Source organism: Bartonella queenslandensis, assembly GCF_018155095.1.
GTDB lineage: Bacteria > Pseudomonadota > Alphaproteobacteria > Rhizobiales > Rhizobiaceae > Bartonella > Bartonella queenslandensis_B.
On the sequence record NZ_NAAI01000005.1, the window covers coordinates 128,864 to 148,515 of the forward strand.

Genomic DNA, 19,652 nt, shown 5'->3' on the forward strand with positions numbered 1-19,652 from the left:
AAAGAGCTCATGTTAATGTTTAGAAAAATAAATTAAAGCAGAAAAATTTTGAAATTTAAAATAAAATTCAAAAAAACGCACATTCTACGCAAAAATTCATGAAGAAATAGACTTTATTCTGCCAACATTAGAGGTTTTTAATTATAGGTGCTGAAGATAAATTGCATGTACAATGTTAAAGATTCTATAGATTGTTGATATACTCAAAAGGATAAGAGTTGTTGTTGCGTATCGACCGTTTTGCTCTTTCCTTCAATAAATGCTTTTAACGCTTCGGGGTAGAGTTTATGCTCTGCTTGAAGGACTCTTTGTGCTAAACACTCAACGGTATCATGAGGATAGACTGGAACGGCTGCTTGGGCAAGGATTTTTCCTGCATCCATGTCTTCTGTAACAAGATGAACAGTGCAACCTGTGATTTTTACGCCTGCTTGTAAAATCCTTTCATGCGTGTTTAGACCTTTAAATGAAGGTAAAAGAGAAGGGTGGATGTTTAAAATTCGTCCCTCATAAAGTTTTACGAAACGTGATGAGATAAGACGCATATACCCCGCAAAGCAGAGAAAATCCGGTTTATATTGATCTAAAATCGTGAAAATATTTTTTTCATGTTCTTCTTTCGTTTTGTAGATTTTGCGATCAACAACATGAATGGGTAAGTTATGATTTTGTGCCTTTTCAATACCGTTTGCACATGGATTATCGCAAATAACTGCGACAATTTCAGCAGGGTACTCCTTTTGTTGACTCGCTTGAGCAAGGGCAACCATATTGGAGCCATTACCAGAAATGAAAACGACGATTTTTTTTTTCATAAATGCAGTATCCCTTTATAAAGTATACCTTTATTTTGATCTTTGCGCTTTGTTAAAATGCCAAGAGGAGTCACAGTCTCTCCATTTTTTTCAAGAGCTTGCGTAATTGTTTCAGTTGCATGCTGTCCCACGATAATAATCATGCCAATACCACAATTGAATGTTCGTAACATTTCTGTTTCTTCTATTTTACCTTGTTTGGCAATCCATGAAAAGACAGAGGGAACATTGATGGTAGAAAGATTAATTTCAGCGCAGAGAGAAGAAGGAATGACACGTGGAATATTTTCAGGAAATCCTCCACCCGTAATATGCGCTAGAGCTTTAATTCCTTCGCACTTTCGCATGATAGGAAGAAGTGATTTCACATAAATGCGTGTTGGTGTCAGGAGTGCTGTACCAAGACTATTTTGGGGAGAAAAAGGAGCAGGGTCATTCCATTTGAGATCATTTTGCTGGATGATTCGTCGAACAAGGGAAAAGCCATTGGAATGAATTCCAGAGGCGCTTAAACCTAAGATAATATCACCTTCTGTTAGGTCTTTTGAAGGGAGTAGCATGCTGCGTTCACATGCGCCTACAGCAAAACCTGCTAGATCATAATCTCCTTCTGCATACATTCCTGGCATTTCTGCAGTTTCTCCCCCAATGAGGGCAGCACCGGCTTGTTTACATCCTTCTGCGATACCAGAAACGATAGCGACGCCTTGTTCAGGGTCAAGTTTTCCAGTTGCAAAATAATCCAGAAAAAAGAGAGGTTCCGCCCCTTGTACAAGTAAATCATTGACACACATAGCTACCAGATCAATACCTACAGTGTTATGGTGCCCCACTTCAATGGCAATTTTTAGTTTTGTTCCCACACCATCATTGGCAGCAACAAGGATAGGATCTGTGAAACCCGCTGCCTTTAAATCAAAAAGACCACCAAAACCGCCAATTTCTGCATCTGCTCCGGCTCGTTTTGTTGCGCGTATAAAGGGTTTAATTTTTTCTACCATAGCATTACCCATATCAATGTTTACACCGGCTTTTGCGTAGGTAAGACTAGCTTTGGATTTATTATTTGTAAGATCTTGATTGCTCATTGGAGCCTTCCTTTAATGGAAAATCAGGTTTTGATGTTATGCAATGCCATGATAGAGTTTTCTCTGCAAGAGATATTGATAAGAAAATAAGCAGCTTTGCTTGTACCTTATTTTTAAGAAGTTTATAATTTTTGTGAAGAATTTTTTTTAGGATATTTTATGAGCAAGATATCAGATAATCACGAACAGTCTTCTTGGAACTTTATGAAAAAAAAAGTAAGTGAGAATACATCTCATGACCGTTATAAGACTTATATGCCAGCATATACACAATTACCGTTGCCGAGTAATATGAAAAGACAAATCTTTTTTTGGCTTGGGACGCTGATTTTTTTTATTCTTTTTATGTTTATTTTTGGATCAATTTTGCTTCCTTTTGTGGCAGGGATTGTATTGGCCTATTTTCTTAATCCCATTGTTCAATTACTTGAAAAGTTTGGTATTCGTCGTGTTTTTGGTACTGTCCTCATTACTTTATTTATTGTTATTACCTTTGTTGCTGCTTTAGTTGTTCTGATTCCTATTATTAGTTGGCAAATACAGCAATTTGTGAGTGATGGCTTACCTGTTTATATTAATCGTATTCAAACTTTTTTTGTTGAGCATGATTTTGATTGGATAAGGCGCTATTTTGGAAGTGATCCAAATGAATTACGGCGTAATATTAAAGGACTTTTGGGAGAAGGTTCTGATTTTATTACATCTCTTTTGAATTCACTTTTAAAATCAGGAAAATCTATCGTTAATATCGTTAGCCTGTTTGTTGTGGCGCCTGTGGTGGCTTTTTATATGTTGTTAGATTGGCCACGTATGGTGACTGCAATTGATTCTTTAATACCGCGTGATCATCTTGGGACTGTTCGTAGTATTTTTCATGAAATGGATAAAGCTATCGCAGGCTTTGTTCGTGGGCAAGGAACTGTTTGTCTCATATTGGGAGGCTATTATGCTATTGGTTTAACGATTGCAGGACTCAATTTTGCTCTTTTGATTGGTATGTTTATTGGCCTTATTAGTTTTATTCCTTATATCGGAACAATGAGTGGTTTGGTTCTTTCTGTTGGGATTGCATGGGTCCAGTTTTATCCCAATAATTGGGGAGGAATCATCGTTGTGATGGCACTTTTTTTAATTGGTCAATTTATTGAAGGTTATATTCTTCAACCAAAACTTGTTGGTTCATCAGTGGGATTACATCCTGTGTGGTTGATGTTTTCGCTTTTTGCTTTTTCTTCACTCTTTGGTTTTACTGGTATGCTTGTTGCTGTTCCTGCCGCGGCTGCTGTGGGCGTTTTAGTTCGTTTTGCTCTTCATATTTATCTTAGTTCTCAGATGTATTCGCGAAGTGGAAATTCGGAGCCACAAAAATGAATGGGCGAGAAACGCAATTATCTTTAAATTTCCCTTATGAGCCAATTTTTCACTTTGACGATTTAGTCGTGACGGATAGCAATCGTATGGCTTTTCAGCTTATTGATCATTGGCCCAATTGGAGCTTACCTATTGCAGTTTTGGTCGGAGAAGAAGGATCTGGAAAAACACACTTTTCGAGTATATGGCTCCAAAAAGCAAATGCATTCAGGATTCAGCGCAATAAAATTGATCAGGCTGTTGCTATGGCTTCTTTAGGGAGATCATTTTTAATAGAGGATATTGATGCAGGAGAAATTAATGAGACAGAACTTTTTCATTTAATTAACAGTGTTAAGCAAGCAAATGTTGATGTACGACAAGCTACTTTATTGATGACAGCACGGACACTTCCTTCCACTTGGAATTTAAAGTTAAGTGATCTAAAAAGTCGTCTTAATTCGGTGATGTTCGTTGAAATTAATCAGCCTGATGATGCATTGTTAACTGCTGTTGCCTTTAAGCTTTTTTCCGATAGGCAGCTTATTGTCAATCCAGATACAGTTTATTATCTTATCAGCCGTTGTGAACGTTCTTTATTTTCATTGAAGCATATTATTGATTCTGTTGATCAGCTGGCTTTACAAAGAAAAAGAAAAATAACGCGTGCGGTTATTTCTGAAGTTTTAAATAGAAAAAAAATGTAAACACTCCTTATATGGCTTTATATGTTCCTTTTATTGTCGTTTGAATATGAGGAAAGACAAGTCGTTTAAATAGCTTTGATATTTTATTGGATGAATATTCTTTTCATCATTTGTATAGGCTGTATATTTTTGTATTTGAAAACGTTTCTAAAAAGAGTCCTTCACTTTATTGATAATAAAACTTTTATAATTTGAAAATGTTTGTTGTTTATGGACTTAGATTATAGGAGAAACGAGCGTTTTTTTTCTAAAATTCTACCTGTAAAATCTGTTCTGATACAGTGGGGATTACTTAAAGCAGGATAAAATTATGGAATTCTTATAAAGAATTTCATAATTTTTTATATCAATTAGATTTTTATACAGATGTTATTTCCTATTTTCATCAATAAATATGTTATTGATTAGGAAGAAAACTTAAAAACGTTCTTTTTTGTAAAGAAATGCAACAAAATTGAAAAAAAATGTGTTTTTCTCTTGCACTTCCGTTGTGAAAATTTTAGGAAATGTGCATCAAATGAATATTAAATGGCGGAGCGTAGCGCAGCCTGGTAGCGCACCTGATTTGGGATCAGGGGGTCGTAGGTTCGAATCCTATCGCTCCGACCATATTTGATAAAGTGTATGATAATGACCCAGTTGGGTACGTGTGGTGAAAAACGATCGTTCAAGCGTTGTGTAACCTGAAGGGAAAAAGCATGATCGCACGTATTTATAGTCCTGCTAAAACAGCTATGCAGTCAGGTAAAGGGAATACAGGCTTTTGGATTTTACAGTATGAGCCGATGAAAGCAAAAATGCTAGAGCCTCTTATGGGTTACACGGCAACATCTGATATGAATAGTCAAGTAAGAATCCGTTTTAATAGGAGGGAAGAAGCAATTGCTTTTGCACGCAAGAACGCTATCCCTTATCGTGTAGAAAAGACACATACATCGATTCGGCGTGCTATTTCTTATTCTGATAATTTTCGCAGTGATCGGCAGCAATCTTGGACACATTGAATTAAAGATGCTATTGTGAATTGAGAAGATAATCATTTGGGTCCCGTAGCTCAGCTGGATAGAGCAACGGCCTTCTAAGCCGTGGGTCACAGGTTCGAATCCTGTCGGGATCGCCATATTTAAGAAAATTAATGGATAAAATGTTCGGGATTTTTCCTTTGATTCTATTAATTTTTTTGTGCGCTTTGAGCCTTTTTAATGTTTTTTATAGATTCTATTGTCGTTTTCTGCTGGCTTGTTTGGGTATAAAGTGATGCCATGTTGTTTTCTGCTTGCCCAAAAGCGTTTTAAGTTGTGATATGGTCGTTTCTGCATTTTCTTGCCACGTATTGCTGATCATTTTTTTACCCATTGGTTTATTCTTTTAACACAGCTGCATTTCATGCTTTAGAAAACAGATTGCTAAAACCTCCCTTTATAAGCTTCTTTTCATTTTTTAAAAAGTTACATGCGCTATTTTTTTAGATGAGGTTTAAGCATTGCGTTTAATACCGATAAAATTGCAAAAAATGCCTACTTTAAATTTTTTTTATGAATAATATTATGATGTTTTTCAGTATGATCTTGGGTAAGATTAGTTTTTAAGACATGGTAGATTCCATTTAAATATTTTATGGAACATTGAAGAATAAAAATAGTATCTGTGTATGATGAGAGTTTACAGACAACAGCCTCTGAAGGGATGAAAGGTATTTCTTGTATTGAAATCTGTGCTTTATAACGCGTTACAACTTTAGAGTTTTTTGGATAAAAAGATGTTGTGTATGTGCTGACCAGATAAGATATTGTTTTTTTCAATGTGATATATTTATTGCTAATCTGATTTAACATGGTTGTCACTGTTTCTCAGGGTAGGGCAATAGATTTCAGGAATGTTTATGGTTTTCTGAATTTTATCAGTTTAAGCATACATATAGACTGCATATTTATAGTTTGTACCTCATGCGAGAGTTTTGAGTATTGAGTAACGATTACACTAAAATGTTATGCGGATGAGATCTGATGTTCTAAACGCATATGATTTAAGGGGATTATTGTTTCAATAGGACTATAGTGTGAAGAACGAAGCGTTATTGTATTGCATATTTATGCACTTATTTTAAAATATATCCCTTAAAGCTCCCAAAAGCCCATTTCACGCTGACGCTTGTGAATGGTATAACGCTAAATCCATTGAGTACAATCATCTGTACGCGCATGAAGGAATAAGCCGGAACATTATACACTTTGCCTATTTGCTAGCCGACAATGTTGCGATAGACTTTAGCTTTTTAGATCCTTATAGGTATTTTAGAGCTTTCTTGTACAATTTTTATCTGCATGCCAATCCTTCTTGTGACGTACAAGAGAGATGGTTTTGATTGATTCAATATGGGAGAAGTTTGAAATGAGAAAACTTTGCAATATCCAGATTTCTTATTCAACATGTCAAGTAATAAATATGATTATAAATCAAAGTGTTGAGCGAATAAAAACTTGCTTTTGTTGTTTTTTTATTCTTTTGAATATTTTATGACAACGTATTATTGGTAAATTTAAAATACCGCTCTAAAAACCAAATGTTTTACATACCGAAGAGATTTGTTGTTACATCTCTCACTATTTTGAAACAGGTGTGTATCGATAGAGAAGAAAAAATCAAAAAATAGAGGATAGATCAAAAGATAAACAATGTCTTTTATAAAAAACGTCTTTTAGAAAAAAGCATATCTTTGTCGAAAGAATTTTACAATAAAACCTTCTCACCCATCGCAATTGAAACCGTTGTTGTATTTATGATGCTTTCAGATAGCTCATCCTGAGAGACGTTATCAGAATTCAAGGAATATCAAAAACACCCCGTAGAGTATGCCCCTTGGAGAGGTATATTGCAAAAATCCCTATTCTCCAACCTTCTTACGTATCCCGTACTCTGAAAAGAATATGACAAACCATAAGTTATTTAGTACGAATGGTGGGCGTGACAGGGATTGAACCTGTGACCCCTACGATGTCAACGTAGTGCTCTACCGCTGAGCTACACGCCCATTCATCGATGATGCATACACCATATAGAATAACAAACGTCAATGCTTAATTTCATTTTCTCTTACAACATATGCAAATAATTTAGGAAAACATCCCCTTAAGCAGCAATAAGGATCTTTTCAACTTCATTGACGAGTTCACGTAAGTGAAACGGCTTAGAGAGAACCTTTGCATCAGGAGGAGCATCACTATTTGAATTGAGCGCAACCGCTGCAAAACCTGTAATGAACATTACGCGTAAATCAGGGTCAATTTCAGTCGCGCGTCGTGCAAGTTCGATTCCGTCCATCTCCGGCATCACAATGTCAGTCAGGAGAAGAGAAAATGGTTCTTCTTGTAAACGTTCATATGCGCTAATACCATTATCGAAATCGGCGACTTCGTAGCCTGCACGTTCTAAGGCTTTTACGAGAAAGCGACGCATATCGTTATCATCTTCTGCGAGCAGGATTCGTTTCATGATTGTGTTCCAATGGCTCCATTTGTCAGGGTTTTGCCGCATCGATTATACAATACAGAGTATTTATAAAAAAGATGGTAAAATACTCATAATTGAAATGAATGGCAAAATGGTTAATTCTTATATTCTTATTTAAAATACAACATATTCGTTGTGAGTTGGTTAAATTCAAACGATATGTGATTTTGAAAAAAGAAGGGACGATCTAAAATTTTTAAGGTGATTCATTGCTATTTTTTTACATTGTATGATTCTTATCAGAATTCCATTAAAAAAATTATGAAAATTGTTACTGCAAGGTTGCTTGTATCAAGGAATTAGAATCATATTATGTTAATTTGTTGTTTTTGAAAGATTATCTTAAAAAAAATAGAATTTTTATAGTTATTGGCTTTTTGTAGAGATTTGGAAATGAATATTATCAACAATGTTTATTTTCAGAGCTTTATTTTAATGAATGAAAAATATTATTTTTTAGATATACTATAAAATTATTCCTTAATAATATATCAAAAATAGTAGTTTGATGTTTTATTTATAAAAATGAATTATAATGTATTAAGATAATTTTTTATATTTGTTTTATTAAACTATCAGTATTTTAATGATATTATTTATATATTTGTTATTTTTGTTATGAATTGTGAGTGAATATTTTTTATGGCTTATTTGTAGAGTTTATAAAACTAATCATATGAGTGGTTAGAAGATGGAATCCATTATATAAGGAGTATTTATAGAACGGCATCGCTCATAGAAATTTTCGTTTTTAGTGGAGCAAAATGGAAGTTAAAGTTTCATATTATTTTATAGATACATTATCGGGGATAAATGCATCAAATGCAGCCCAAAATTGTTTTTTGTGATCTTCATTATACATGATTGTATCAAGCTCAGCACCTGTAATAGTAATACTTTCTGTCAGGTGTGTGTATTGGCATAATTGCCGTACTTCAATATTGTTGGCAAGATTGTTTTGATTGGCGAGAATAAAGAGTGTTGGGATTTGTAAATGTCCGTGGCGTATATTTTTCTTCACAGAATCAATGACATTAAATACGGAAGCTATCCATCGGGATGTTGGAGGCTTAGTGAAAGGGGATGAGCCTTGATCCATGGGCCTCAATTGCATATTTTTTGGGGGTATTTTTTTAAATTTTTTTCCATCTTTTGCTGGTATAAAGCCAAGACCTATATCAGAAAGAAATTGTGTTAATTTATGTTGAAAACCATTCGTTTTATTGCCAAATGGAGCAAAAACGGGAGAAACACAGAGCAATCTACTAAACTGATGATTAATGATATCTAATCCGCTCAGTGCTATCAATCCTCCTATACCATAGGCGAGTATAGAGTAAGGGGGTGGACAATTAGGATAAACAATATTTTTAAGAAATTCATGTAAGTCATTAATATCATTATTTATATCAAAGTAATATTTTCGGCTTTTTTTCCTTGTTTTGAAGGATGTTTTTTTTTGATCAAACCAGTCAAATATTGCTGTATGAAAGCCGCGTTGAGAAATTTCATTTATGGCTAAAAAATATGTTTCTAAAGTATTTGCATCGTTTTCAAGAATAACAATTGTTCCCTTAGATTTTTTCACTTCAGGATATGTTATCGCAAAACAAATTTCGCGATCTATTGCTATTTTTAGGGTATTATAATGAATATTAGAAGGTGTCGATTCACGGTTTGTGAGATAAAGAGGTGTTTCCAATTGACATCCTTTACAAGTGTATTTTTGCAACTTAGCACAACATGAGATAATGAGAGAGCTTTGATATTTATGTAATGAAGAAGAAAGATTAAGAAAGGGGTATGTTGTTTTTTAGATAATCGTTTTTGTCAATTTCAGGTACAAAAGAGTTGAAATAAGGGAAAATGATTACCAAATAATATAGTGAGGTCGCCATGATGGGGCCGCGGGTTCACAAGTAAGTTCGCCATTTGGGAGCTTTGTGAGTCAATTATAAACTATAGTCGCTCTAAAGGAGGGCAATATTATGCGTCAAGTAGATTTTTCACCATTTTATCGTTCCACAGTAGGTTTTGATCATCTTTTTAACTGGTTTGATTCTAGAACACAACCAGAGGAAATTTCTTCCTATCCCCCATATAATATCGAACGTTTAACTGAAGATTCTTATAGAATTTCTATGGCTGTTGCTGGTTTTTCGCAAGATGAAATTGACATTGAAACACATTGTAATCAGCTGATCGTTAAGGGAGATAGAAAGCCTGAAAAGGAGGATGAAGAACGAGAGTTTCTTTATCGAGGGATTGCTTCGCGTGCTTTTGAGCGGCGTTTTCACTTGGCTGATCATGTGAAAGTTATTGGGGCAGAGCTTGGAGATGGGCTTCTTCATATTCAGCTTAAAAGGGAAATGCCAGCTGAATTAAAACCCAAAAAAATAGCTGTGCAAATGTCACCTTCCATTACAAAAAATGATAAGAGCAGCATTATCGCATAAAAAAATTTAGAAAATATGAGAATAAAATAATTGTAAATATTTAAAAGAATAAAGTAACGCGAGGCAAAGGTCTCGCGTTTCCTATGTATCCTCGTGAGAGCGAAGATGTTTCTCATAAAGATGGTGTCTTTCAAATTAACGATAAAATATTCATTGCACATTTACTCTACGTTGAAGAAAAAACATGTATGTGCCAATTGAAATAAAAAAACTCTTAATAAGCTATGTCCTATAGCGTTTTAAAAATGGTCGGAGCGGCGGGATTTGAACCCACGACCCCTTGACCCCCAGTCAAGTGCGCTACCAAGCTGCGCTACGCTCCGAGTCTGTGTGAAACGATTAAATGACTGTTTCTTTAAAGGCAAGAGAAAAAATAAACAGAACAAAATCTAAAATGCTCTTACATTGACAGCTTTTGAAAGTGAAAATTTTTTTCTATCTATATACCGTTCCTCGTCTAGGGTAAGTAATGAATCTGTAAAGTTTTTTGTTATCATTAAATTTTGAGCTCTATAGTTAATAGACTTTATTCATTTAACTTCTTTTGCTGATTATGACGAGGGAAGATTTATAATTTTAGGGGGATTTGATAAGAAGAGGAGCATTAATTAAGTGCGAGAAGTGTGTTTTTTTATCTCATCGTTTATTAAAAATAAATATTTTTTAAAAGGTTATCATTGAATGTATGGCATTGAAATGTTTTCTTTCGTTTAGAGTTTTTATAGCAGAGCTGTTTTTACGTTTTATGTGAGCAAAAAATTGTAAATCCTAGACTTTACAATGAAAAATCTCATTTTATGAGGATGCATTATAAAAAGGTTAGGATGTTTTAATTTATGTTTTGTTGTTTTTTTCCTAAAGTACCAGATAGAATATGGTAGAGAAAAAACGTTTAAAGTATCTATTGAACCAAGAAAAGAGTAAACGATGAATCGTTTTTCGGTAATAAGTTTAACACAAGCCGCTGTGAGTCGCGTTAAAGCAATTATGGATGCAAAAGATGCACGAGGTATTCTTGTTGGGATCAAAAAAGGCGGTTGTGCAGGGATGGAATATACAATTACTCTCGTCAAAGAAGAGGGAATAGAGGCAGATGCTGTTGAAGTGAATGGTGCTCGTGTTTTCATAGCGCATGATGCGGTGTTATTTTTATTAGGAACACAGATGGATTATGAAGTGACAACGCTTCGTTCTGGTTTTGTTTTTAAAAATCCTAATCAAGTTTCAGCATGTGGGTGTGGCGAGTCAGTGGAACTTCGTCCTGCTACCCAAGATCAATATAAAACGAATCAAGCTTCGTGAGATTATCCAAGCTTAGGGAAATTATCATTGAGTAATTCTAGGAGGTTTGTTTTCTTAGTACAAGAACCTCATATTTTTTATCGTTCATTTTTAGCTCGCTTCCAAAGTACTTCCATTTCGTTCAAGGATGCATCAGTGAGTGTTTTAGATTGAGTGGATAGCTTTTCTTCAATATAGGCAAAACGATTTCGGAATTTTGTATTTGTTTTTTTTAATGCTTTTTGTGAATCAATTGCTAAGTGGCGCGCCAGATTAAGAAGAACAAAGTAGACATCTCCAAACTCTGCTTCTATTTCTGAATTTTTTTTATTTTTGATGGCTTCTTTGAGCTCTTCGAGTTCTTCTTCTATTTTGGCAAAAATTTTATCACTTTCTTGCCAATCAAAACCTACTCTCGCTGCTTCTTCTTGTAAAGCAAGGGCCTCTTGGTTTGCTGGCTGGATTGATTTTATTTTTGCAAGAATGCTTGAATTGGTGTTTTTTTCTTTGCAAAAATTCTTTTGTTCAGCCTGTTCTTCTTTTTTTATATATTCCCACTCTTCTTTTATAAATCCTCGTTTTTTTTGCTCGGCATTTCCAAAAACATGAGGATGGCGGCGAATCATTTTTGCCGTGATCGCGTAAATAACATCTTCAAAAGTAAAGCTGCCTTCTTCTTGTGCAATAGTTGCATGATAAACAACCTGTAAAAGAAGATCACCAAGTTCTTCACAGAGATCTTTTCGGTTTTTTCGTTCAATGGCATCGATGACTTCGTAAACTTCTTCGAGGATATAGGGTATGAGGGATTCAAAAGTTTGTTTTTTATGCCAGAGACAACCATGATCAGGACTTCGTAATTCAGTGATAATTGTGGTGAGATCTTTGATATTTTTTGAGGCTAACATTTATATTTCCGCTGTAAGCAATAAAGCTTATGTTTTAGATATCCCAACGTCTATGTAACCACATCCATTGTCCAGGATATTCACGAACCCAAGTTTCAACAATATCATTTAATTTTTGTGTAGAAGCAGCTATATCAATATCATTTTTTGCATCACGTGGAAGTTCTACATGTTCATATAATTCTAAACGATGCCGTCCTCCAGGCAGACGAATACAACGTGCTGGATAAATATCACAGTTATATTGTCGCGCAAGCTTTATAATTAAGGGATTTGTTTTAAGGGGTTTGTTAAAAAATGTTCCCATGATACCGCGGCGAAACTTTTGATCAACGAGCATACCAACATTTTTACCTTCTGCTAATTTACCTGCTAATGCCCATGCTGCACCGGCTTTAGAGGGAACAAGATGTCCCATAGAAGTTTGTCGTGCTTTAAGGACTCGTTTGGCAACATAAGGGTTATTAGGTGGTCTAAATAATACCGTAACATTCAGATCAAAACTTTGTGCACAAATAGGCAGAAGTTCAAAATTTCCGGTATGTGCTGTGAAAAAAATATGCGGCTTTTTTTCATTCTTTAATCGTTCAAAGATTTCAACTCCTTTAACCTCAATAAAACCGGGTTTATCCGCATAAGGATCAAAATCAAAAATTTTATCAAGATAAATATATTCGGCGAGCAAGCGTCCTATATTTTCCCACATTTCTATTGCAATCGCATGGTGTTCTTTCTCGGTTTTTTCTGGATAGGCACTCCTAAGGTTTGCAAGTGTTATTTGATGACGGTGGGTAAGGGGACCAATTTTTTTTGCTAACCAAGAAAAAAAAGAAATTCCCATTTGGGCTGGAAAGCATTTTAAAATAAATAAAGAACCAAAGAGCAGATATGCCCACAACAAGTAGGATATTTTTTTAGCTGTAATTTTAATACGATATATGATTTTTTTAAGAAAAAGCTTCATCATGATTTAATTAATTTTAAGAATAATTTTACCAAAAACATCACGGCTTTCCATTCGTTTTAAAGCAGTATTTATGTCGTCAAGTCCAACAATTGTATCAATGACAGGGTGTACGGCTTTTTGTGCCATTTTTTGCATGGCATTTTTCATATTTTCCATACGACAGCCAAATGAACCGAATATCTTCAGTTGTTGCTGGAATAATTGCATGAGATTTATTGGTGCTGAAACACCAGAGGTAGAACCGCAAGTCACTAAGCGTGCTCCTTTTTTCATACATAACAGAGAACCGCTCCATGTATCGACACCAACGTGCTCAAAAACAACGTCAACACCCTTTTTTTGAGTTAATTTACGTACCACACCTTCAAAACGATCTTGACGATAATTAATCACATGATCGGCTCCAAGAGAGTGTGCTTTTGCAATTTTTTCATCTGAACCTACCGTGGTGATAACGGTGCAACCCATATGTTTTGCAAGTTGAATGGCTGCAGAGCCAATACCGGAACCACCAGCTTGTATCAGGATTGTTTCTCCAGCTTGTAATTTTGCGTTATCGAAAAGCATATGTTCTACGGTGCCAAAAGTAATGGGAGCAACAGCGGCTTGGAATTCATCACATTGGGGAGGGGCTGGAACCAATAAACGCGCTGGTAAATTGACAAGCTCACAAGCAAATCCATCAAGATGAAAACCATAGACTCCCTTTACATCAGAGCAAAGATTATCCCGTCCTTCATGACAAGCTTGACATACTCCGCAAGTTTGTGCACCATAAATTGAGACGATTTGTCCAAGGTGTAAATCTTTAACATGGCTTCCCAGTTGCGTAATTTCACCGGAAGCTTCGGCACCAATGATGAGGGGCATTTTTCTTTTCGCGAAAGCCATCCCACGCCAGCCCCATACATCAATATGATTCAGAGCAACAACTTTTATACGTACTGTTACTTCATCGGGGCGTGGAGATGGTGGTGGGGAAATATTAGTGATTTCAAGCCGACGATCATCGAAGAGTTGCAGTGCACGCATTATCATCCCCTTAAATATATACTATTAAGTTAGCGTTATAAAATTTTTGTTCTATAAAGGATTATCCTTTATAGGCCGTGATAACAAGACTCGTATTTTGACCACCAAATCCAAATGAGTTTGACAAAACCGCATTGACATTGGCTTTACGGCTATGATGAGGAACAACATCTAAAGGAATAGCAGGATCGGGATTATCGTAATTTATTGTAGGTGGAAGTATCCCCGATTGAATGGTCAAAAGCGAAAAAACAGCTTCTATGGCACCAGCAGCTGTTAAGGTATGTCCAATCATTGATTTATTAGAAGAAACGGGAATATGCTCTAGAATGTCACCGAAGACTGTTGATAACGCAAGATATTCCATTTTCTCATTTTCAGGTGTAGAGGTTCCGTGGGCATTAATATAGTCAATTTCATGGATGGTTATTTGTGCATCATTTAAGGCTTTGCGAACGGATCCAATCGCTGGTGATGCATCGGGTTTTGAACGTGTACGGTGAAAATCATCGGCTGTTTCTCCACAGCCCGCTAAAATTCCTAAAATTGTAGCATTACGGTTTAATGCGCTTTGAAGAGATTCAAGAACAAGGGCACCTGAACCTTCTGCCATAACAAAGCCATCTCGATCACGACTGAAGGGTTTTGCTGCTTTTTCTGCAGGTTCATTCTGAGTGGAAAGAGCAGATAATAATGAAAAGCGAATGAGAGATTCTGCTGAAACTGATCCATCTGTCGCAATCGTGAGAGCGCGATTTGTTTCTCCTCGTTGAATAGATTCAACGCCTAATTGAATTGCTGTTGCACCAGATGCACAAGCCGTGGAAAGTGTAACGGGAAGTCCTTTTGTGCCAAAGGTTTTTTGCAGTTTTTCTGCAATGGCACCAAATTGTGTGGTTTCAAAAAGTGCTTCATGGAGTTTATGCTTACAAATTTTAAGAAGATGGGCATAAGAAGGCTCATTATTGAATTCTTCCTCTTGATCAAGACTAAAACGTGCTTGCCATTCAAGTTCAACAGGGGGAGCAGCGAGAAAGAGTGGTCCATTAAAATTTGTTTTATCAAGAGCAGCTTGTTCTAAAGCTTCTTCAGCAGAAAGATGTGCAAGTTTTTCAGAAAGAGCTGAAGCACCAAGCGTACTTTCTTTGAGAAAATCAATTGTTCCAGCAATATATGTATTTAATCCCTCAACGGGAAAACGCGTTATTTTGTGGATGCCGCTTATACCGCTTGTTAATTTCTGCCAATTTTCATGTTTTCCTTGTCCTAGTGATGTGACAACGCCTGCTCCAGTTATTGCTACAAGTGGACGTCCAAAATGATCATGATATTTCACTATAGAAATTTCCCTTCAAACAGCAGTAAGACGTACGATACCTTCAGATCTTTTTATACCAATCGTTGTAACAAATATCTCATGGATTTCTTTAGAAAAAGATTTTTCATGAGGACTTAACGCTGGAAAACAGTGTTTTTTTTCAATTGAAAGTGCTGCAAGGGCAAGTGCTAAAGGAAATTGTGCTTCCCGCATATAACCAAATAATGTTGTAATGCCTCGATAAGATAGATCAGCATCATCAAGAGCACTTTGTTCTGCTTTTGTTGCTTCGTGAGCACCTGAGGCTGCTGAAATGGCTAAGGAATCTTTAGCGTCCACCGTTTTCAACATTGTTGTAATTGACTCCTTAAGTGGTATTTTGGTTCTATCTGTTTGGTCTGTAATAATTTGGCTAATTTCAGCATAAGCACGTGCGTTACGTTTTTTTGCATGTTCTCTACTTTCAAGAACCAGAAAGACACCGCCAGAACCGGTGATAATACCACCACCAGGGCACATCTTACGATCCCACACTGGGCTCCACCCATTATGGGTTAAAAGACCACCAAGCTCATAGGCCAACAACATATCATAACTTTGTGCATTATAGGAACTGCCTACAAGAGCATGAGTACTCTGTCCTGATTTAATACGGGCTACAGCAATTTGAAGGGCAGAAAGTCCACTTCCTTCTTCTCCCATAAATGTGCGAGATGATCCAGTGATTTTATGAACGATTGAAATGTTTCCCGCCAGAAGATTTGACAGTTGTGCCAAAAATAATGTTGGACGAAGTTCCGTTGAAAGCGCAACATTTAACATAGAAGCATGATCGGTGACTGTGCGCGCTTTAGAAAGAATCTGCGTATCAACAGTAATATCACGCTCTCCTCCACTTGCTGCTACGATCATGTCCATTGTTGAAGTAAATTGTTCATTATTTTTCATGCCGGCATCATCAAGAGCAAGACCAGCCGCATAGGTCCCTAGACGTTGCCATGTTCCCATTTGCCGTTGATCGCTTTTTTTAGAGATTTGTAAACTCCAATCAATTTCAGGCAACTTATGAACTGTGTAGGGCGAAAAAGTTGTACAATCTAGGTTTGGTGTACAGATCGAATTATTTAAGAGATTCCAATGTTGATCATTTCCTTCCCCCAGAGAGCTTATGAGACCTATACCAGTAATGAATACAGATTGATCATGCATAGTAAAAAACTACTCCGCCTGTTTTAAGGCAACGAGATCATCAATTTTTGCACAAAGATTTTTAAGAACAAAGTATTCTTCCGTAGCAACTGTACCTTCATTAACTTCTTGTGTCCATTGTTCTAGGGGAACTTTTATTCCAAAGGCTTTATCAATAGCGAAAACAATGTCAAGAAAATCAAGACTGTCGATTCCCAAATCATCAATTGTATGACTTTCTGGTGTGATTGTACTGCGATCAATTTCACTGATTTCTGCAATAATATCAGCAACTTTATCAAACGTGGAAGGCAATGTATGGATTCCTTATTATAGAGTTAGTAAATTCAAAATACGTTTAATATCATTCCTCTAGCCTTTTTTCTATTTAAAAAAAAGCTTTAATCTAGAATATAACTGTCCTTATTTATAGAGAAAAGAGCTTTACAGTGTGTAAAATACTATACCTCAATATTTAAAAAACTTTGAAGTTTTATTGCACATTTATTTTACGGGGCTATTTTTTCTATTTGCTGCAAGGACAGCAAGAGCTGTTATATTAACAACGCCGCGTGAAGTTACTGAAGGCGTGAGTATATGGGCGGGACGTGCTGCCCCTATTAAAATCGGACCAACATGGAGTGCATTTGTAAGGATTTTAACAGTGTTGAGCGTGATGTTGGCTGAATCAAGTGTTGGAAAGACAAGCAAATTCGCTTCACTTTTGAGACGAGAATCAGGAAAAACACGATCACGAAAAACTTTGGAAAGGGCAGCATCACCATGCATTTCACCATCTGCTTCTAAATGAGGGTGTAATTTGGCAAGAATTTCTGTTGCACGTCGCATTTTACGTGCACTTTCTGTATTTTTAGAACCAAAGTTTGAGTGGGATAATAAGGCTGCTTTGGGTGTTATTCCAAATGCTTCAACTTCTTGAGCTGCCAATACAGTCATTTCAGCGATTTCTTCTGCAGAAGGATTTTCATTGACGTAAGTATCTGTGAGAAAAAGAGTACGCTGTTGAGAGATAAGCAAACTCATAGCAGAAAAACGGTGAACATGAGGATCAAGTCCGATAATTTGTTCAATCAATTCAAGTTGACGTTCAAAACGTCCTTCTAAGCCGCAAATCATTGCATCTGCTTCTTCACGCATAACGGCAAGGGCTGCGATAGCCGTTGTTGATGTTCTCACTATTGTTTTTGCCATTTCAGGCGTAACGCCACGTCTTCCTGTATAATGAAAAAATAAATTAACGTAGTCACGAAAACGTGGATCATCTTCAGGATTTATTAATTCAAAATCTATATTAGGGCGAATTTTCAAACCAAAGCGTTTTAATCTTGCTTCTATGACGTGTGGACGGCCGATAAGGAGAGGTGTTGCTGTTTGTTCTTCAATGACAACTTGCGCTGCACGAAGGACGCGTTCATCTTCACCATTGGCATAGATAACACGTTTACGTCTTGCTGTTTTTGCTGCAGCAAAAACAGGCTTCATTGTTAGGCCAGAAAGAAAGACAAATCGATTGAGGGTATCATGGTAGGCTTCCATATCTTCAATGGGACGCAATGCGACACCTGTTGCCATTGCTGCTTGAGCAACAGCAGGAGCAATACGTAGTATTAAACGTGGGTCAAAAGGAGAGGGAATTAGATAGTCTGGTCCAAAATTAGGCGGTTCTTTTGAGTATGCACGTGCTACAACATCTGAAGTTTCTTCACGAGCAAGAGCAGCAATTGCATGAACAGCAGCCATTTTCATTTCTTCATTAATTGCAGTAGCACCTACATCTAATGCACCACGGAAGATATAGGGAAAACAAAGGACATTATTAACCTGATTGGGATAATCAGACCGCCCTGTGCAGATCATTGCATCGGGCCGTATAGAGTGTGCTTTTTCAGGCATAATTTCAGGTACTGGATTAGCCAATGCTAAAATTAATGGATTTTGAGCCATTTTTTTAAGATATTCAGGCTTTAAAACACCACCCGCAGATAGGCCTAGAAAAATATCTGCATTATCAATAATATCAGATAAAGTTCGTGCGTCAGTTTTTTGTGCATAGTTGACTTTCCAACGATCCATAAGGGTTTTGCGACCTTCATAAACAACGCCCTCTAAGTCACTAAGCCAAATATTTTCAACTTTTGCTCCAAGACGGACCAAAAGATTAAGACAAGCTAGGGCGGCAGCGCCTGCGCCTGAGGTAACTATTTTGGCATTTTCAATTTTTTTTCCTGAAAGATTTAAGGCATTTAATACAGCAGCAGAAACAATAATGGCGGTTCCGTGTTGGTCATCATGAAAAACTGGGATATTCATCTTAGTGCGCAGCTTTTCTTCAATTTCAAAACATTCTGGAGCCTTAATATCTTCAAGATTAATACCACCAAATGTAGGTTCTAGGCTCGATACCGTTTGTACCATTTGCTCTATATCGGATGCATCAATTTCAATATCAAAAACATCAATATTCGCAAATTTTTTGAATAAAACAGCTTTGCCTTCCATAACTGGCTTTGAAGCGAGTGGACCAATATTTCCTAAACCAAGAACAGCTGTTCCATTTGATATAACAGCAACTAAATTAGAACGAGATGTATATTGAGCGGCAAGATTGGGATTTTCATGGATTGCAAGACATGGTGCAGCAACGCCTGGGGAATAAGCAAGAGCTAAATCACGTTGATTATCAAGAGGCTTTGTCGCTTGTATTTCCAATTTTCCAGGTTTTGGATGTTGGTGATAAAAAAGTGCAGCACTGTCAAGTTCAGCTATTGGTGAACTGAAATCATTATTTCGTTCTCTAGACATTTTTATGATACCCAAGTTAGTGTATATTTATATGAGATGTTCCATCTACTACGATTAGGTTTTGTCCACTAATAGATCCTCATTTCTCTGAATATCAAAATGCATGAGTATGAGAAAATTCTTCTGGATCGTAAAACCAGTTTGATGTTCTTTTCCATTTGTGCGCATGAATAAATTTCATTGATAGCAGCACATTTGTTTTTCTTATC

Annotated in this window: 17 protein-coding genes and 4 tRNA genes; 7 read left to right on the top strand and 14 right to left on the bottom strand. The window is 36.4% G+C overall.

Annotation, left to right across the window (positions count from 1 at the left end; translation table 11 throughout):
• Window positions 1-203: 203 nt before the first annotated feature.
• Window positions 204-815 carry a phosphoribosylglycinamide formyltransferase gene (gene purN / locus B5V81_RS04840; protein ID WP_212112364.1) on the bottom strand — a complete coding sequence of 204 codons (612 nt, stop codon included), beginning with the start codon at window positions 813-815 and terminating at the stop codon, window positions 204-206.
• Entirely contained in the window at window positions 812-1,903 is a 1,092-nt protein-coding gene (gene purM, locus B5V81_RS04845) for a phosphoribosylformylglycinamidine cyclo-ligase (RefSeq protein ID WP_212112365.1), read from the bottom strand. The genes purN and purM overlap by 4 nt, the downstream gene beginning before the upstream one ends.
• 159 nt (window positions 1,904-2,062) lie before the next feature.
• Between purM and B5V81_RS04850 the strand changes: the two genes are divergently transcribed.
• From B5V81_RS04850 to B5V81_RS04870, 5 genes are all read left to right on the top strand, one after another.
• Window positions 2,063-3,274 carry an AI-2E family transporter gene (locus tag B5V81_RS04850; RefSeq protein WP_212112366.1) on the top strand — a complete coding sequence of 404 codons (1,212 nt, stop codon included), beginning with the start codon at window positions 2,063-2,065 and terminating at the stop codon, window positions 3,272-3,274.
• Window positions 3,271-3,960 carry a DnaA regulatory inactivator HdaA gene (hdaA, locus tag B5V81_RS04855; RefSeq protein WP_212112367.1) on the top strand — a complete coding sequence of 230 codons (690 nt, stop codon included), beginning with the start codon at window positions 3,271-3,273 and terminating at the stop codon, window positions 3,958-3,960. The genes B5V81_RS04850 and hdaA overlap by 4 nt, the downstream gene beginning before the upstream one ends.
• A gap of 532 nt (window positions 3,961-4,492) precedes the next feature.
• Window positions 4,493-4,569, top strand: a tRNA-Pro gene (locus B5V81_RS04860).
• Between the two features lie 89 nt (window positions 4,570-4,658).
• Complete coding sequence (locus tag B5V81_RS04865; protein ID WP_212112368.1) at window positions 4,659-4,964, top strand: ETC complex I subunit; 306 nt, start codon at window positions 4,659-4,661, stop codon at window positions 4,962-4,964.
• Between the two features lie 39 nt (window positions 4,965-5,003).
• A tRNA-Arg gene (locus B5V81_RS04870) sits at window positions 5,004-5,080 on the top strand.
• A 98-nt stretch (window positions 5,081-5,178) separates the two neighbouring features.
• Here B5V81_RS04870 and B5V81_RS09035 read toward each other — a convergent pair.
• The 4 genes from B5V81_RS09035 to B5V81_RS04885 all read right to left on the bottom strand — a co-directional run bounded on the left by B5V81_RS09035 (window position 5,179) and on the right by B5V81_RS04885 (window position 9,172).
• A complete protein-coding gene (locus tag B5V81_RS09035) occupies window positions 5,179-5,304 on the bottom strand; it encodes a hypothetical protein (RefSeq protein WP_280528001.1) in 126 nt (41 codons plus the stop codon).
• Between the two features lie 1,612 nt (window positions 5,305-6,916).
• Window positions 6,917-6,991 (bottom strand) — tRNA-Val (locus B5V81_RS04875).
• 98 nt (window positions 6,992-7,089) lie between these two features.
• The gene (gene cpdR / locus B5V81_RS04880) at window positions 7,090-7,452 is read right to left on the bottom strand and encodes a cell cycle two-component system response regulator CpdR (protein WP_005773448.1); all 363 of its coding nucleotides are present in this window, start codon (window positions 7,450-7,452) and stop codon (window positions 7,090-7,092) included.
• An 802-nt stretch (window positions 7,453-8,254) separates the two neighbouring features.
• Window positions 8,255-9,172 carry a serine aminopeptidase domain-containing protein gene (locus B5V81_RS04885; RefSeq protein ID WP_212112369.1) on the bottom strand — a complete coding sequence of 306 codons (918 nt, stop codon included), beginning with the start codon at window positions 9,170-9,172 and terminating at the stop codon, window positions 8,255-8,257.
• Between the two features lie 286 nt (window positions 9,173-9,458).
• On the opposite strand from B5V81_RS04885, the gene B5V81_RS04890 reads away from it, so the two are divergent.
• Window positions 9,459-9,926, top strand: coding sequence for an Hsp20 family protein (locus tag B5V81_RS04890; protein WP_212112370.1), 468 nt, complete (start codon window positions 9,459-9,461; stop codon window positions 9,924-9,926).
• Between the two features lie 246 nt (window positions 9,927-10,172).
• Here the strand turns inward: B5V81_RS04890 and B5V81_RS04895 are convergent.
• Window positions 10,173-10,249: transfer RNA gene (locus B5V81_RS04895), tRNA-Pro, on the bottom strand.
• A gap of 604 nt (window positions 10,250-10,853) precedes the next feature.
• Here B5V81_RS04895 and B5V81_RS04900 point away from each other — a divergent pair.
• Window positions 10,854-11,228, top strand: coding sequence for an iron-sulfur cluster assembly accessory protein (locus B5V81_RS04900; protein WP_212112371.1), 375 nt, complete (start codon window positions 10,854-10,856; stop codon window positions 11,226-11,228).
• A gap of 77 nt (window positions 11,229-11,305) precedes the next feature.
• On the opposite strand, the gene mazG is transcribed toward B5V81_RS04900, so the two are convergent.
• The 7 genes from mazG to B5V81_RS04935 form a co-directional block, all read right to left on the bottom strand.
• On the bottom strand, window positions 11,306-12,115 hold the full coding sequence (gene mazG / locus B5V81_RS04905) for a nucleoside triphosphate pyrophosphohydrolase (protein WP_212112372.1): 810 nt from the start codon (window positions 12,113-12,115) through the stop codon (window positions 11,306-11,308).
• Window positions 12,116-12,149: 34 nt separating this feature from the next.
• Window positions 12,150-13,079, bottom strand: coding sequence for a lipid A biosynthesis lauroyl acyltransferase (locus B5V81_RS04910; RefSeq protein WP_212112403.1), 930 nt, complete (start codon window positions 13,077-13,079; stop codon window positions 12,150-12,152).
• Between the two features lie 6 nt (window positions 13,080-13,085).
• A complete protein-coding gene (locus B5V81_RS04915) occupies window positions 13,086-14,114 on the bottom strand; it encodes a zinc-binding dehydrogenase (protein ID WP_212112373.1) in 1,029 nt (342 codons plus the stop codon).
• 61 nt (window positions 14,115-14,175) lie between these two features.
• Entirely contained in the window at window positions 14,176-15,450 is a 1,275-nt protein-coding gene (locus B5V81_RS04920) for a beta-ketoacyl-ACP synthase (RefSeq protein ID WP_212112374.1), read from the bottom strand.
• A gap of 15 nt (window positions 15,451-15,465) precedes the next feature.
• Window positions 15,466-16,641 (bottom strand): beta-ketoacyl-ACP synthase, encoded by a 1,176-nt coding sequence (locus B5V81_RS04925; RefSeq protein WP_212112375.1) that lies wholly within the window; start codon window positions 16,639-16,641, stop codon window positions 15,466-15,468.
• Window positions 16,642-16,650: 9 nt separating this feature from the next.
• Complete coding sequence (locus tag B5V81_RS04930) at window positions 16,651-16,935, bottom strand: acyl carrier protein (RefSeq protein ID WP_120101637.1); 285 nt, start codon at window positions 16,933-16,935, stop codon at window positions 16,651-16,653.
• A 189-nt stretch (window positions 16,936-17,124) separates the two neighbouring features.
• Window positions 17,125-19,443 carry an NADP-dependent malic enzyme gene (locus B5V81_RS04935; protein ID WP_212112376.1) on the bottom strand — a complete coding sequence of 773 codons (2,319 nt, stop codon included), beginning with the start codon at window positions 19,441-19,443 and terminating at the stop codon, window positions 17,125-17,127.
• Window positions 19,444-19,652: the final 209 nt, after the last annotated feature.